This is a genomic window from Mesorhizobium sp. M1273, assembly GCF_040318195.1.
Classification (GTDB): domain Bacteria; phylum Pseudomonadota; class Alphaproteobacteria; order Rhizobiales; family Rhizobiaceae; genus Mesorhizobium.
The window spans coordinates 189,861-203,820 of record NZ_JAMYLV010000010.1; the positions used below are offsets into that span (position 1 = coordinate 189,861).

Below are 13,960 nucleotides of genomic sequence, written 5' to 3' on the forward strand. Positions count from 1 at the left end.
CCGCGCCCGGACCCTGACTCGAGTGAGGTAGTCTCGGTTGTTAATGCGCACGCTGTGGCTGCAGGCACGGGCCGCTGTCTGCGGCGTGGCGTGAATGTGCTGCTTTAGCGGTGAGAACAGCGACTTGGTGTTGCTTGGTCAATTACCGAGGTGGCGTCGGCGTTTCAGCGGACCGCCGCTTGGCGCCAATGGCTTAAGACAGGGCAAAGGCTTGCCATTACCGCCATTTGCTGCATCCTATCTGATGGCAGCGGCCGGTACGGCCAGCCAAACGGACACGTAGACACCTGCGGCAAGGAAACACCTATATGGCGACTGGAACGGTAAAGTGGTTCAACGCGACCAAGGGCTTTGGCTTCATTCAGCCTGACAGTGGTGGACAAGACGTTTTTGTCCATATTTCTGCTGTCGAACGCGCTGGGCTGTCGACGCTCGTTGACGGCCAGAAGGTCAACTATGAGATAGAACAGGACCGGCGGACCGGCAAATCGTCGGCCGGCAACCTGAGCAAGGCTGGCTGAACCAGCCATGTGATTTCGGCAAGCGCATGAAGCACGCAAGCTTCAGTGCACCAAGATGATCAAGTCTGGTGGCCTACAGGCATGTCGTTGAAGTGCCACCTTCCTGACCTATATGCGCGGTGCGTCGGATGTTTCCTCCCATTCGTCCGGCGCGTTCCCCTCTGGAGGTTTTAACCTTCATACCTGGCCGGACCTTTGGTCCGGCCTTTTTCTTGCGCGAGAAATGCTGAGGCGACGACGTCCGGCCGCTGGTTGCGCGATCTCGATGCCCAGAATCGTCCAATATCGCGTTGCCACTTCATCGGGTGAGAACCATGATGAGAGCTGTCAAGTCGATGGCTTACCTTCGCCACCCGGCAGGCGGAAGATTGATCCATGGCTGTTTTCTCGGCCTGCCATTCTTGTCGGTCCATTCGAAGGGCAATGGCAATTCGCCGCCTGCTTTTGCAGATATTTTCGCAAGAGATGTGGAAGAATTGACTACGCTGCAGGCTTGTCGAAGACCATGGGCAACCCACGGTTCGACGCCATCTCGACGACCAGCTCTTCGATTGCTTGATCGGAAAGCCGGGTCTGCAGTATCGTACGAATCCGTTTGACCAGTTCGTGCACCGGCAAAGGCAAGAGATCCTCGGCATCATCGATAAGCCGACTGACTTCGATCACAACGTCAGCATCGATGTCGCTCGGCAAATTTCGCATATGCCATCTCCGATCGAGGTAAATATTGCCGTCTTCCTGACCGTTGTCGAGTCAAGCAGATGAACGTCGGGTTGTTTCCACGACGGCAGGGCTTGATGTTCTGCTTCGGCTGCACAAATCCCGGTCATCGCTGCGACGGGCGTGAAGCCCAGCTTCCCCCAGTCACTTTGGAAGCCCTCGAGGCTACTATCAATTTGGACCTCAGTCGCTGCGTAGGATTTTCGCTTCTAACGCCGCTGTAACAAAGGCCCGTCTCGCTACCGGCGTCCGGGCTTCACCACGCAGAACCTGAAGACATGCATCCATAGCCAGTTTTCGTTTCTTCGTCTGATGAGGGAAACTCCGCAGCAGGATCGTGGCTGCGTCGTTCACATCGAATATGACGCGCTCACGGTCATGCCGACCAACTTGCACCACCACGGGCCGGACGAACCTGCTCGACATGCAATTGCACTCTCAATTCCGACCAGAACACGGTCTTCGCGTATCATGACGTGGGGTCAATTCATACATGTATTGGCTAGGGCCCGAAGAGAACCTGCAGTTGCTCAATCTCAACACAAATTGCCTGTCCAATTTCAGCAGGCCGTTACCTGAAATCCGGATGGGTCCAAGTCTTGGTGTGCAAGAAAGCAGCGCGGAATTCTGTCGCGGCCGGAAGGTGAACGGCGCTTGGTCCCAGGCTCGGGCTTTCCGAAGCCCGCGCCTTCCTTCCTGGGTGGCAGCCTTGAAGCGGCGGCTGCTGCAATGGCGACCTGATAGGGCGCGCTGGTGCAGGAGAGGAAGAGGGCGGGCGGGTTGCGGTGGCGGGTAAAGGTCCGGGAGAGAGTCTCCCGGCGCCCGCCAAGGAGCAACACCCATGACCCAGATGGAAATTCTTGCGCCAGAGCGCAACGAGCGTGCCGGTTACAAGGTCGACGTCAGCCGCGGCCAGCGTATTGGCCGCGTGTCGTCAGAATGGTTCAACCGGCCGGCGGACGAGCGATACCTGTCGCTTAAGGACCTTGGAAATGCGGTGAAGAGCCGGTCGGAGCGCAGCAAGACCCGCATCGTCGAAAGTGAGCTGATCCGCGTCGAGGCCAGCCGCGACGATCCGGAGCGTCTGAGGCTAATGCTGCCCGATGCGCGTGGCCCTGTTGCCCCCACGCATTGGAGTTTTGGCCAACTCGCCTCCTTGGTCGGCGCACCAGCCACCTATCTGCGGCAGCTTCCAGCCCCGCTCGCGGCGATCAACCTTCAGCACGGTCTCCTCAACCACCGCGCCGAACAGGTTAAGACGCTGGAAATCGAGAACGGGCGCCTCGAGTTGCGGGCGGTGACAGGCCCGGATTACGGCAGAATATTTGACTCAGAACTCGTCGACGCCGTGCAGAAAATCGCCGGCAACGGTACTGGCGACACCCGTTGGAAGGTGCCAGGAGTGCTCGATTGGTCGACGGGAATCTACAATCCGCACGTCGACATCTCCCGCGACACCACGACGCTCTACGCGTCAGATCGCGATGTCTTTGTCTTCCTCGTCGACGATCTGAACCCGATCGAGGCCGGGCGGCTGCCGAATGGGGAACCGGATCTCTATTTTCGCGGCTTCTACTGCTGGAACTCCGAAGTCGGAGCCCGCACGCTCGGCATCGCGAGCTTCTATCTGCGCGCAGTATGTCAGAATCGAAATCTGTGGGGCGTGGAAGATTTCGAGGAAATCACCATCCGCCATTCAAAATACGCGGCCTCCCGTTTTGCCCTGGAAGCCGAACCGGCCCTGATCCAGTTTGCCGATTCCTCGCCCATGCCGTTCGTCAACGGCATCAAGACGGCGCGGCAAAGGATCGTTGCCCGAGACGAAGACGATCGCCAGGGCTTCCTGCGCAAGCGCGGCTTCTCCAAGTCCGAGACCACGAAGATCATCGATACTGTTCTCATGGAGGAAGGCAGACCACCGGAATCGATCTTTGATTTCGTGCAGGGCATCACGCGGGTCGCGCGCGACAAGTCGCATCAGGATGTCCGCCTGGACATGGAGGGCAAAGCCAAGAAGCTTCTCGATTTCGCCAACTGAGTCCACAGAAGCCGGCGGCGAAAACTCTCGCCGCTGGCCTCGTCTCCGGCCGTCTCCATCAATTCCAGCGCGGTCCTCCTAAGCAGGAGGACGGCGCTTTTTTCGTGGATAGAACCCGGTGAGCCAACATGCTGGAGGCCCCTCGGGCGGCTCGGTCGCGTCGAGATCCGCGAGCCGGGGCCGGGTCGGCGTGAGGCCTGGAGGCAGAGGGGGGAGGGGAGGGTTTCCTGACGGGCTTGGAGGTTCGGGGAGAGGCCCCGGGCCGCCCGTCATGGAGAACCTGACCATGGCAAAGAACGCCATTCAGAAGATCGCGATGAACGCCGCGGAGAATATTCCCTATGACAAGCTAATGCTGTCGCAGAAGAATGTTCGGCGCATCAAGGACGGCGTGTCGATCGAGCAGCTGGCCGAAGACATCGGACGGCGAAAGCTGATCCAGAGCCTGAACATCCGTCCCGTGCTCGACGGCGAGGGCGAGGAGACCGGCACGTTCGAGGTGCCCGCCGGCGGCCGGCGTTATCTCGCGCTCGGCATCCTCATCAAGCAAAAGCGCCTGGCGAAGACCGAGCCAATCCCCTGCATCGTCAACCGCGGGCAGGAGACCTCGGCCGAGGAGGATTCGCTTGCCGAAAACCTGCGGCGCGCCGACCTGCACCCGCTCGACCAGTTCCGGGCCTTCAAGACGCTCAGCGATCAGGGTCTTGATCCCGAGGAGATTGGTGCCCGCTTCTTCGTATCGCCGGCGACGGTGAGGCAGCGCCTGCGGCTGGCATCGGTATCGCCGAAGCTGCTCGACCTCTACGAGAATGACGAGATCCGGCTTGAGCAAATCATGGCCTTCTCGATCTCGGACGATCACGGGCGCCAGGAGCAGGTCTGGGAGCGAATCTCCAGCTCCCACACGCAGGAACCCTATTACATCAGGCGTCTGCTGACGGAGACCACCGTTCGCGCCGACGATCGCCGGGCCGTCTATGTCGGTGCCGAAGCCTATGAGGCTGCCGGTGGGGTCATCCTTCGCGACCTGTTCGAGCAGGATTCCGGCGGTTGGTTCCAAGATGCGGCGCTCCTCGAGCAGCTTGTCTTCGACAGGCTGAAGGTGGATGCCGAGGCGATTCGCGCCGAAGGCTGGAAATGGGTCGAGGCGGCGATCAGCTTTCCCTATGGCCACACCTCCGGCATGCGGCGCATCTACGCCGAGGCGCAGGAGCTCAGCGCCGAGGAGATCGAACGCTACGACGCGCTGAAGGCCGAATACGACAAGCTGGATGCGGACTACGCCCAGGCCGAGGATGCCGACGAAGCAATCGAGGCGAAGCTCGACCAACTGGGTGCCGAGCTCGATGCGATCAATGATCGTCCTCAAAGCTACGATCCCGCCCAGAAGGCCATTGCCGGTGTGTTCGTTACGCTTTCCGCGAACGGCAAGCTCCAGGTCGACGCCGGTTTCGTGCGGTCCGAGGACGAGCCGCGGACCGAAACCGGCGACGTCGATGAGGGGGAGGAAGGGTGCGCCGACGGCGGAACCCGATCCAATGGCGACGACGATGGCGATGGTGTTGTCGTCAACGGCAAGCCGGTGAACGACAGCGCTAGTGACGACGGCGAGGACGATGGCATCAAGCCACTGCCCGATCGGCTCGTCTTCGACCTGACAGCGCAGCGGACGCTGGCACTGCGCAACGCGCTCGCCGGTGACGTCGACATCGCCTTCGTCGCCGCACTCCATGCCTTCGTCCTGCAGGTCTTCTATCGCTTCGCGCCGGACACGTGCCTGGAGATCAGCCTGAAGAGCGGCAGCTTCAGCCAGGTCGACGGTCTTGCCGAGACATCCTGGGCCAAGGAGATCGCCGAGCGGCACGAAGCCTGGGATCGCGATTTGCCCGATGAAGCGGATGGCCTGTGGGACTTCCTTCTCGGCCTCGACGAAGCAAGCCGCAAGGCGCTGTTCGCGCACTGCGTCTCGCTGACTCTCAATGCGGTGGTCGAACCCTGGAACAGGCGACCGAAGGCGCTCGAGCATGCAGAAGTGCTTGGCCGCTCGCTCCAGTTCGACATGGTCGACGCCGGCTGGACGCCTACCGTCGAGTTCCTCGGGCGGCTCACCAAGGCGCGGATTCTACAGGCTGTCCGTGAAGCTCGTGGCGCAGACTCCGCGCAGCTGATCGACCACATGAAGAAGGACATCATGGCCCGTGAAGCCGCCCGTCTTCTCGAAGGATCAAGCTGGCTGCCCGAGCCGCTGCGGCTTGAGGTCGATGAAGTGGCTACCGATGCGGGCGACGCGGTTGCCGGCGACATGTCGGAAGAGGCGGCTCTCGACGGCGATGCCGCCGAGCTGCCGGCCTTCCTCGCCGACGATGCGGATACGTCGTCCGATGAGCCTGTGACCATCGACGGCGACGAGGCGGACCACCTCCAGGCCGCTGAATAATCGGCCTCACGCTCGCACCGGGCCCGGCACTCTCGCCGGGCCCTTTTTCGTTTTCCGACATGGAGAAACCCGCATGTCCGCACATATCGTGTACGAATCCGCTGCTCTGGGGAGCGTTATCCAGTACAGCGACGGCACCGCGAAACCGCCGGCTCGCTTCACCAAGAAACTCGCCGCCTGGGAGAGCCGCAACGGCGTCGGTCGCCTGGTCAGGAAGGAACCGCCTCGCGAGCGCGAGACCTATAGCTCGCCGGCCCATTTCACCCTGCATGAGGGCGATTTCGGGCAGGGCGGCATCATCGTGGTCTCAGACGAACCTGGTCCGTCGAGAGCGGCCTGCGTTTCGAGATCATCGAGCGTCCCACGATCGGCATGGTCCGCGTCCTGCAGGAACTCGGCGACAGCCCGGAACTCCTCTATCTCGCCAAGGATCGCGAGGCGGCCGAACGCTGGCTCGCCATCAATTCGTACAGCCGGGCCTATCTCGAAGAGGTCTCCGCCGATGAGGTCGGCGCCGACGGCATCGAGGGCCGCACGGCCGCCTGATCGCTTCACCATTTAACCCCGCCCGATGATGGGCCCGGGATCGCGCGAGGGATCGCGGGCCTGTTCCATTTCATGGAGATCGACATGTTCGACTGGAACAGAAGCTGCTCCTATGACGAGCAGCAGAAGAGACGTTTTCACACGACAGCCCGTTCACGGCTGAAGAAACTCGCTGCCCAACTAAACCTGCCGCAGGGAAGCTTTGACCTGCGCTCGAACAAGGGGGGCATTGCCGTTTCCGGCGAAATTATCCTGCACCATGACCGCGCCTACATCCAGGTCGGCCAGTTCGGTTTGTCCTCAGGTCACGGCATCCTGATCCGCACCTGCAAGGGCCGCAAGGACTATACTGGCGGGGCCAACCACTTCGTTGCGCTCGGCATGCTCGACGACATCCCGGCGCTCGCCGCCGCCGTGCGTGGCATCACCGGGGTTGGTCGAGACGCTTCGCCTTCCTCCGAACGACGCGCCGCCTGAACCCTGCAAACCCCATCATCGCCGGTACAACGCGCGCCGACCGCAGGCTCGGCCAGTCGACAACTTCAAAACCACCAAGCAGTTGCCACGACGCGGTTCATGCCGCGCGTGGCCGATCTGCGTTCAGGAGAACTCCATGACCGCACATCCACCCTTCAGGAAGGTGCTTAACGGCGTCGCCACCCGAGAGCAGATGTTCCAACTGTTCAGCCGACACAAAGACACTCCCGGCATCGATCCGCTTTCCGGCACTCCCTATTCAGGCGAGTGGTTCCAGATCACCGCGTCAGAATATCACTTCATGCTCGATTTGCTGCCGCCGCTCTTCATGCGCACCGGCATGTTCGGCATGTCGGAGTTCAAGGCCGGCAACGTGACCAGCGTATTCTTCGCGATCCGGATCCGGGGCCGCGAACGCTGGTTTCATGGCTTTTGCGACCTCACGGATCGACAGTCCCCGGACAAGATGCGCGCCGCCATCATCGCCCACGAGACCGGCGCGAGCGACAGCATGACCCGCGAGGAAAAGCTCGAGGCGATCTGGAACGCGACGCATCCCGACTTCAAGGGGATCGCCGGCGAGATCAATCCCCACGCCTGGCCCGCGGAGCATCGTGGCAAACGCGTCGTTCTCGTCAACAACGGTGGCCACGGCACGATCCTGAAACTGCTCGAAGAGCTGTCGGACGACGAGATCGACAGCCGCATGCCGGCAATTCGCGCACGCCGCGCCAGGAGGGGAGGGGACAACGATGAGGACCCTTCGTAAGCAGCCGACACGGGCGGACAAGCGCAGCTATGAAGCGTATTCGACTTATACCGTCGGCTTGGGTGTCCCAGATCGTTGCCGATACCGGCGCACACCGCCACCCACCGCAACCATCGACCGCAGTTCCGCCCCGGACGGACGCCGATGCGAAAGCCAACTCTCCAGCGTTTCGCTCGCCGATGCAACGCGGGGTTCGGACAGGTCGAATGGCATGCCGAGTTCAACGCTGAGAACGACCAGGCGCCCACTGTGCTTACGCCGCGGACCTTCGCAAACCCGCAGCATGCTCACCGAAAAGGACGATCGCTGGTCACCCCTCACCATACCGTCATGGCCCAAGACAGCGGGGATCCTTGTCCAACGCATTGTCTGAATCGGTGACTGCCAATCGATTCACGACATTGATGGAAATCTGAGATGCCGTCCCAGCCTATGGAAGGGCCGGCATCTCCCCGTCACCGACCCGCCAGGTCCACGCACCCATCTCCGGTCGGTTCGCGATCATATCCTGCAACGAAGCCTCGTATGTCTCGTCCGAACCGGCGGGGACGACAAAGAGCGCGATCGGCTCATCCCTGTTCTGGAGCAAAGCGTTGGCGATCGGCTGGTCGGTTTGCAGGTCGTAGCGCAATCCCTTCACGCTCTTCTCGTGAAGGCGCGCAAGCGCATCGACGAGCCGCTTTTCCGGCACCGTCTCGTAAGGAATCCAGTTCTCTGATACCACCATCAACGCGACCTCCTCGACAATGGCGAGGCCGGCCGGGTTCAGTCCGAAGTTCGCGATCACCATCAGATGTGAGCTGGAATCCGCTCCCCACAGCGACAATTCTTTCTCGAAACGAGCCTGCAAGCGGCGGTGCAATGCATCGTCGATGATGAAGGGAAAGCCGGGCAAATGTCTTATGACAAGTTTTTGGCCGGAGCGGGCAGGAACAATCTCTTTCACCTCGCCGACCAGAACCAGTAGCTTTCGTGGGCCGGATTTCGGCGGTAGAGCGGCAGCAAGGGCAGCGTTACGACGATGTTCGATCGCTTGCCTGTTCTCGGCGCGAAACGGCTCGGGTACGAACACGATATCCGCGAGCAATCCGCCCCTCACCGTCATTTGCCCGGCAGCCTCGAGCAGATGCCAGCGGACATTCCACCAATGTCGCTTGCCGGCCCATCGGGATGTCCAGACCGTCAATTCGGCCTCGTGCCAGAGATAATGAAGGAGGCCACGCAGCGACATCCTCCTGGGATCGGCGGTTACGCTGGCGGAGCTCTCGCCAGCGGGCACCGACGCTGCCCGGCTCCCCGTCTTCGACAGGCTGAAATCGAGCTTCAAAGCCGCCATGCCGCTTTGCGGATCGAGCTGTATCGCGCTGCCCATCAAGGCGCCCAGGCCGGATAGTTCGTAAGGCGATTCATACGAATCGCAGGACGGATCATGCCCGCCGCCGCTCAGTGGCATGCGCTTGATCAGATGAAGGTCGCCGATGCGAGCGATGTACATCGGGCAGCCCGGCTCGCGGCACAGGCATAGCGGACGCTCGGTGCGGGTATAGGCGTTCGCCAGCGCAGCCTGCAGGTCAGGCGCTCCCTCCTCGTAGACCTCACCGCCAATTCTGAATCGTCGCATCACCTCCGCAGCTCCAGGTCGCCGCCGCATCCCTGTCCGCGCATTGAGTCATGGCTTTGCGCTGAGTGCAACCCCTTTGGTGCATCGGCGCCAGAGGCAGAGGGGAGCCGGGAGGAGTGCGGCCCGGCTGGCGCGGAGAGAGTGCCGGCGCGGGCGCCACTCCCCTCTCGCGAAGGACATCTCCATGAACATCGTTTCGACCACGTCGACCGTTGCCCGGACGGCCGCTCCCCTCGCCGCGCCGGCACAGATCTATCAGGCGGGAATGCGGCTTCTGCCTTTCCTCGAACAGGGCGAGCCTGTCACCACCGCCGCACTGCGCGTTGCCATGACCGACAGCTTCGGCGGCAGCGATGCGCAAGGGTTCTGGGTCTGGAAGGACGCCTATGAGGCGCTCGAAGTCGCCCAGGTGCTGTTTCTGCGCCGGTTCGGCCCGGCGATCCTGTCCCGGTCGACCACGCCGCAGGCAACACTGGCGATGATGAAGCGCATCGCTGACCTTCTTCCCACCCATACGCGACGGTCCGACGAGAGCCAGGCCATGCAGCAGCTCTCCACGCCCTTGCCGCTGGCCTTCGTCACGGCGCACGCCGCGGCGATCGCAACTTGCGACCTCGTTCTCGAACCCTCGGCCGGCACGGGCCTGCTGGCCGTCCATGCGGAGATGGCGCGCGCATCGATCGCCCTCAACGAGCTTGCCGCGACGCGGGCCGATCTCCTCGGCCTGCTGTTTCCCCGGTTCACCGTCTCGCGGCACGACGCCGCCCATATCGACGATCATCTCGACGCGGCCATGGAGCCGTCCGTCGTCCTGATGAATCCACCCTTCAGCGTCGGCGCCTATGTCGACGGCCACGTCACTGACGCGGCATGGCGGCATCTCTCCTCCGCATTCGCACGCCTGCGTCCGGGCGGGCGCCTGGTCGCCATCACCGGCACCGGGTTGTCTCCGGAAAACCCCAAATGGCGGCCCGCCTTCGAACGGTTGCAGCAGCAGGGCACCACCATCTTCACCGCGGCGATCGACGGCCGTGTCTACGCCCGCCATGGCACTACTACTGAGACCCGCCTGACAATTATCGACAAGGTACCGGCCGCCGACCCGACCTGCTTCGTCCGGTCGCCCGGCAAGGCCACGGATGTCGAAACGCTGCTCTCCTGGATCACGGATCTGCCGCCCCGGACACCGGGCGGCTTTCCGGACTCGATCGGTGCCCAACCGAACGGGATCCTGAGCAATGCCGCCATGCACATGGGTGCCCGATCGTGGACGAGAGCCGCACCCCTCGGTGTCTCAACGGCTGCTGCGAAGGCCATCCAATGGGTCCGTCCGATTGTGCGGGCGAAGCCCGCTCGCCGGGTCACGGCAAACAGCACGCCTGCCGTCCCGATCGCCTATGAGCTGCGCGACTGGATTCCGGAGGAGGGCGGCCGGCTTACCGACACGATCTACGAACCCTACGCGCTCCAGTCGATCGACATTCCCCGCGCCAAACCGCATCCGACCCCGCTGGTGCAGTCGGCCGCGATGGCCGCCGTCGCGCCGCCCAAGCCTTCCTATCGGCCGCTTGTTCCTAATGCGATCATCGACGAGGGCCTTCTGTCGGACGCCCAGCTCGAAAGCGTCATCTATGCCGGCGAAGCCCATTGCGGCCATCTCACCGGAGCCTGGACGGTTGACGAGACCTGCGATGTCGTCTCGGCCGCGCCAGAAGGTGCTGCGAACGCTGTCCGCTTCCGCCGTGGATGGTTTTTGGGTGACGGAACCGGCTGCGGCAAGGGGCGGCAAGTCGCCGGCATCATCCTCGACAACTGGCTGCAGGGCCGCCGCCGTGCGATCTGGATTTCCAAGTCCGACAAATTGCTGGAAGACGCCCAGCGCGATTGGGCGGCACTTGGCCAGGAAAAACTCCTCGTGCAGCCGCTCTCACGCTATCGGCAGGGCACGCCGATCCGCCTCGCCGAAGGCATCCTGTTCACGACCTACGCAACGCTCCGCTCGCAGGAACGGGAGGGCAAGAAATCCCGGATCGCTCAGATACTCGACTGGGTGGGCCAAGAGGCGAGGAGGGCCGAAGGCCCGACGGGGACTAAAGAAAGCCAGACAGGGATTGGAGAAAACCCGTCGGGGGCAAAAAAATCTTTCGATGGCGTCATCGTCTTTGACGAAGCGCACGCCATGGCCAACGCCGCTGGCGGCAAAAGTGAGCGTGGCGACGTCGCGCCGTCGCAGCAAGGCAAGGCAGGCCTGCGGCTGCAGCACGCGCTGCCCGATGCCCGCGTTGTCTACGTCTCCGCGACCGGTGCGACCGCCGTCGAGAACCTCGCCTATGCGCAACGTCTCGGCATCTGGGGCAGCGAGGATTTTCCATTTGCCAACCGTGCCGAATTCGTCGCCGCGATCGAGGACGGCGGTGTCGCGGCGATGGAAGTGCTCGCCCGCGACCTCAAATCGCTCGGCCTCTATACGGCGCGTTCGCTCTCCTATGACGGGGTCGAATACGACCTTCTCGAGCACGCGCTGACCGACGAACAGATCCGCATCTACAACGCCTATGCGGACGCCTTCCAGGTCATTCACAACAACCTGACCGCCGCACTCGAGGCGACCAACATCACCAGTGAGGCTGGCACGCTGAACCGCAACGCAAAATCGGCGGCGCGCTCGGCCTTTGAAAGTACCAAGCAACGTTTTTTCTCGCATTTGATCACCTCGATGATGACGCCGACGCTGATCGGCGCGATCGGACAGGATCTTGCCGGCGGCCATTCGGCGGTCGTGCAGATCGTCTCGACCGGCGAAGCGCTGATGGAACGGCGACTTGCCGAAATCCCGACCGAGGAATGGTCGGACCTGCATGTCGACGTCACGCCGCGGGAATATGTCGGCGGGTACCTGATGCATTCCTTCCCGACGCAGTTGTTCGAGGAATACTCGGACGCCGATGGCAATGTCTATTCGCGGCCCGTTCACGACGAAGATGGCAATCCGGTTCAGTGCCGGGAGGCCGTTCGCCGGCGCGACGAGATGGTCGAGCGGCTTGCGTCGTTGCCGCCGGTCGGCGGTGCCCTTGACCAGATCATCCATCACTTTGGCACCGACACCGTCGCCGAGGTGACCGGCCGCTCGCGGCGCATCGTCAAGAAGACCGGCCGCGACGGTATCGACCGGCTTGCCGTCGAGAACCGCCCGGGCTCGGCCAATCTCGCCGAGACCCAGAGTTTTATGGATGACCACAAGCGCGTGCTGATCTTTTCCGACGCCGGCGGCACCGGCCGCTCCTACCACGCCGATCTCGGGGTCAGGAACCAGAGGCTGCGCAAGCACTATCTGCTCGAGGCCGGCTGGCGCGCCGACAATGCCATCCAGGGTCTCGGACGGACGCACCGCACAAATCAGAAGCAACCGCCCTTGTTCCGGCCGATGGCCGCCAATGTGAAGGCGGGCAAGCGCTTCCTGTCGACGATCGCACGACGGCTCGACACGCTGGGCGCGATCACGCGCGGCCAGCGCCAGACCGGCGGGGCAGGGCTGTTCCGTGCCGAGGACAATCTCGAAAGCCCCTACGCGCGGGCCGCACTTCGCCAATTCTACATGCTGCTGCATCAGGGCAGGATCGAAGGTTGTTCGCTCACGACGTTCGAGACCGTGACCGGGCTGTCGCTGACGACTGACCAGGGCGGGGTGCGTGACGAGCTGCCGCCGATCACGACCTGGCTCAATCGCCTGCTGGCGCTGCGCATCGAAACCCAGAATCTGCTGTTCGAGGTGTTCGAGCAGCTGATGGCGGCTAAGATCGAAGGCGCCATCGCCGCCGGTAACTACGACAGGGGGCTGGAGACGATCACGGCGGAGAGCATCGTCGTCACCGATCGCCGCACCGTCTACGCGCACCCGGTCTCGGGCGCGCAGTCGCATGTGCTGACCGTCGCGCGCAAGGACCGGATTCTGCCGCTCAGTCTCGTCGACGCGCTGGCCATCGTCCGGGCCGAGCCGCAATCGGTTCTGTTGGTGCACACGCGGTCGAACCGCGCGGCGATCCGGCTGCCGACGGCGAGCCTGATGCTCGACGACGGAACCGTCGAACACCGAGTGCGCCTGCTGCGGCCAACGGACGGGCTGCGCTTCGGTCTCGACGCGCTTGCCGAAACCCACTGGCAGCCCGCCGACCGAAAATTGTTCTGCGACCTGTGGCAGGCAGAAGTCGCCGCCGTCCCGGAGTTCACCACCAGCACCTTTCATATCGTGACGGGTCTGCTGCTGCCGATCTGGCGTCGGCTGCCGGACCATGATTGTCAGGTCTACCGGATCCAGACCGACGCCGGCGAACGCATCATCGGCCGCCACATCGCGCCGACGCTGGTCGCGACCATGTTGCGCAATCTCGGCGTCGACGATGTTCCGACCCTCGCTCCGGACGAGGCATGGACCGGCTTGATCGAGGGGCGGATCGGGTTTCAGCTTGCCGACGGCCTGATCCTGCGCCGCAGTCGGGTCATGAACGACTACCGTGTCGAATTGATCGGCTTCACCGACGCGATGGTCCCTCGGCTGAAGGCGCTGGGGCTGATCTCCGAGATCATCTCCTGGAAGCTGCGGCTGTTCATCCCGACGACCGCGCAAGGGTCCGCCATTCTCGCCACGCTTATCGACAGCCATACGCTGGTTGGCGTCACCGACCGTACAGCAGCGGTTTGAGGGGGAGGCGGTCATGTCCGGCTCGGCATCCGAGCTGGCCCCCCCCCCCCGCGGACAATACCCCGCGGCGGGCGCCCCAAATAAGAAACCACCCCCACGCGATGGGCCAAAAAAGAAGTGAGCGGGATGTCG

The 13,960-nt window shown here is 62.9% G+C and carries 9 protein-coding genes and 1 pseudogene; 7 read left to right on the top strand and 3 right to left on the bottom strand.

The features are described 5' to 3' along the window. Positions 1-308: 308 nt before the first annotated feature. Positions 309-521 carry a cold-shock protein gene (locus NKH30_RS13890; protein WP_127298034.1) on the top strand — a complete coding sequence of 71 codons (213 nt, stop codon included), beginning with the start codon at positions 309-311 and terminating at the stop codon, positions 519-521. A 480-nt stretch (positions 522-1,001) separates the two neighbouring features. Here NKH30_RS13890 and NKH30_RS13895 read toward each other — a convergent pair whose 3' ends face one another. Next, positions 1,002-1,223 (bottom strand): hypothetical protein, encoded by a 222-nt coding sequence (locus NKH30_RS13895; protein ID WP_352995830.1) that lies wholly within the window; start codon positions 1,221-1,223, stop codon positions 1,002-1,004. Positions 1,224-1,424: 201 nt separating this feature from the next. Next, on the bottom strand, positions 1,425-1,667 hold the full coding sequence (locus NKH30_RS13900) for a DUF982 domain-containing protein (protein WP_352995832.1): 243 nt from the start codon (positions 1,665-1,667) through the stop codon (positions 1,425-1,427). A 415-nt stretch (positions 1,668-2,082) separates the two neighbouring features. Here NKH30_RS13900 and NKH30_RS13905 point away from each other — a divergent pair, with 415 nt between their 5' ends. The 5 genes and pseudogenes from NKH30_RS13905 to NKH30_RS13925 all read left to right on the top strand — a co-directional run bounded on the left by NKH30_RS13905 (position 2,083) and on the right by NKH30_RS13925 (position 7,508). Further along, positions 2,083-3,279 (top strand): DUF932 domain-containing protein, encoded by a 1,197-nt coding sequence (locus NKH30_RS13905; RefSeq protein ID WP_352980303.1) that lies wholly within the window; start codon positions 2,083-2,085, stop codon positions 3,277-3,279. A 286-nt stretch (positions 3,280-3,565) separates the two neighbouring features. Further along, positions 3,566-5,716 carry a ParB/RepB/Spo0J family partition protein gene (locus tag NKH30_RS13910; protein ID WP_352980302.1) on the top strand — a complete coding sequence of 717 codons (2,151 nt, stop codon included), beginning with the start codon at positions 3,566-3,568 and terminating at the stop codon, positions 5,714-5,716. 73 nt (positions 5,717-5,789) lie between these two features. Then, positions 5,790-6,262: pseudogene (locus NKH30_RS33140) on the top strand (UCP036055 family protein). Between the two features lie 84 nt (positions 6,263-6,346). Then, a complete protein-coding gene (locus tag NKH30_RS13920; protein WP_352980300.1) occupies positions 6,347-6,739 on the top strand; it encodes a hypothetical protein in 393 nt (130 codons plus the stop codon). Beyond that, a complete protein-coding gene (locus NKH30_RS13925) occupies positions 6,696-7,508 on the top strand; it encodes a DUF1419 domain-containing protein (protein ID WP_352738423.1) in 813 nt (270 codons plus the stop codon). Before NKH30_RS13920 ends, NKH30_RS13925 begins: the two co-directional genes overlap by 44 nt. 430 nt (positions 7,509-7,938) lie before the next feature. Here NKH30_RS13925 and NKH30_RS13930 read toward each other — a convergent pair whose 3' ends face one another. Then, positions 7,939-9,129 (bottom strand): DUF1173 domain-containing protein, encoded by a 1,191-nt coding sequence (locus NKH30_RS13930; protein WP_352980299.1) that lies wholly within the window; start codon positions 9,127-9,129, stop codon positions 7,939-7,941. A gap of 184 nt (positions 9,130-9,313) precedes the next feature. On the opposite strand from NKH30_RS13930, the gene NKH30_RS13935 reads away from it, so the two are divergent. Continuing rightward, positions 9,314-13,828: a strawberry notch-like NTP hydrolase domain-containing protein gene (locus tag NKH30_RS13935; protein ID WP_352995836.1), complete on the top strand. Its 4,515-nt coding sequence runs from the start codon at positions 9,314-9,316 to the stop codon at positions 13,826-13,828. Positions 13,829-13,960 lie beyond the last annotated feature (132 nt).

Coding starts and splice junctions, on each gene's coding strand:
- NKH30_RS13890 (WP_127298034.1), top strand. CDS start 309: ATGGCGACTGGAACGGTAAAGTGGTTCAACGCGACCAAGGGCTTTGGC.
- NKH30_RS13895 (WP_352995830.1), bottom strand. CDS start 1,223: ATGCGAAATTTGCCGAGCGACATCGATGCTGACGTTGTGATCGAAGTC.
- NKH30_RS13900 (WP_352995832.1), bottom strand. CDS start 1,667: ATGTCGAGCAGGTTCGTCCGGCCCGTGGTGGTGCAAGTTGGTCGGCAT.
- NKH30_RS13905 (WP_352980303.1), top strand. CDS start 2,083: ATGACCCAGATGGAAATTCTTGCGCCAGAGCGCAACGAGCGTGCCGGT.
- NKH30_RS13910 (WP_352980302.1), top strand. CDS start 3,566: ATGGCAAAGAACGCCATTCAGAAGATCGCGATGAACGCCGCGGAGAAT.
- NKH30_RS13920 (WP_352980300.1), top strand. CDS start 6,347: ATGTTCGACTGGAACAGAAGCTGCTCCTATGACGAGCAGCAGAAGAGA.
- NKH30_RS13930 (WP_352980299.1), bottom strand. CDS start 9,129: ATGCGACGATTCAGAATTGGCGGTGAGGTCTACGAGGAGGGAGCGCCT.
- NKH30_RS13935 (WP_352995836.1), top strand. CDS start 9,314: ATGAACATCGTTTCGACCACGTCGACCGTTGCCCGGACGGCCGCTCCC.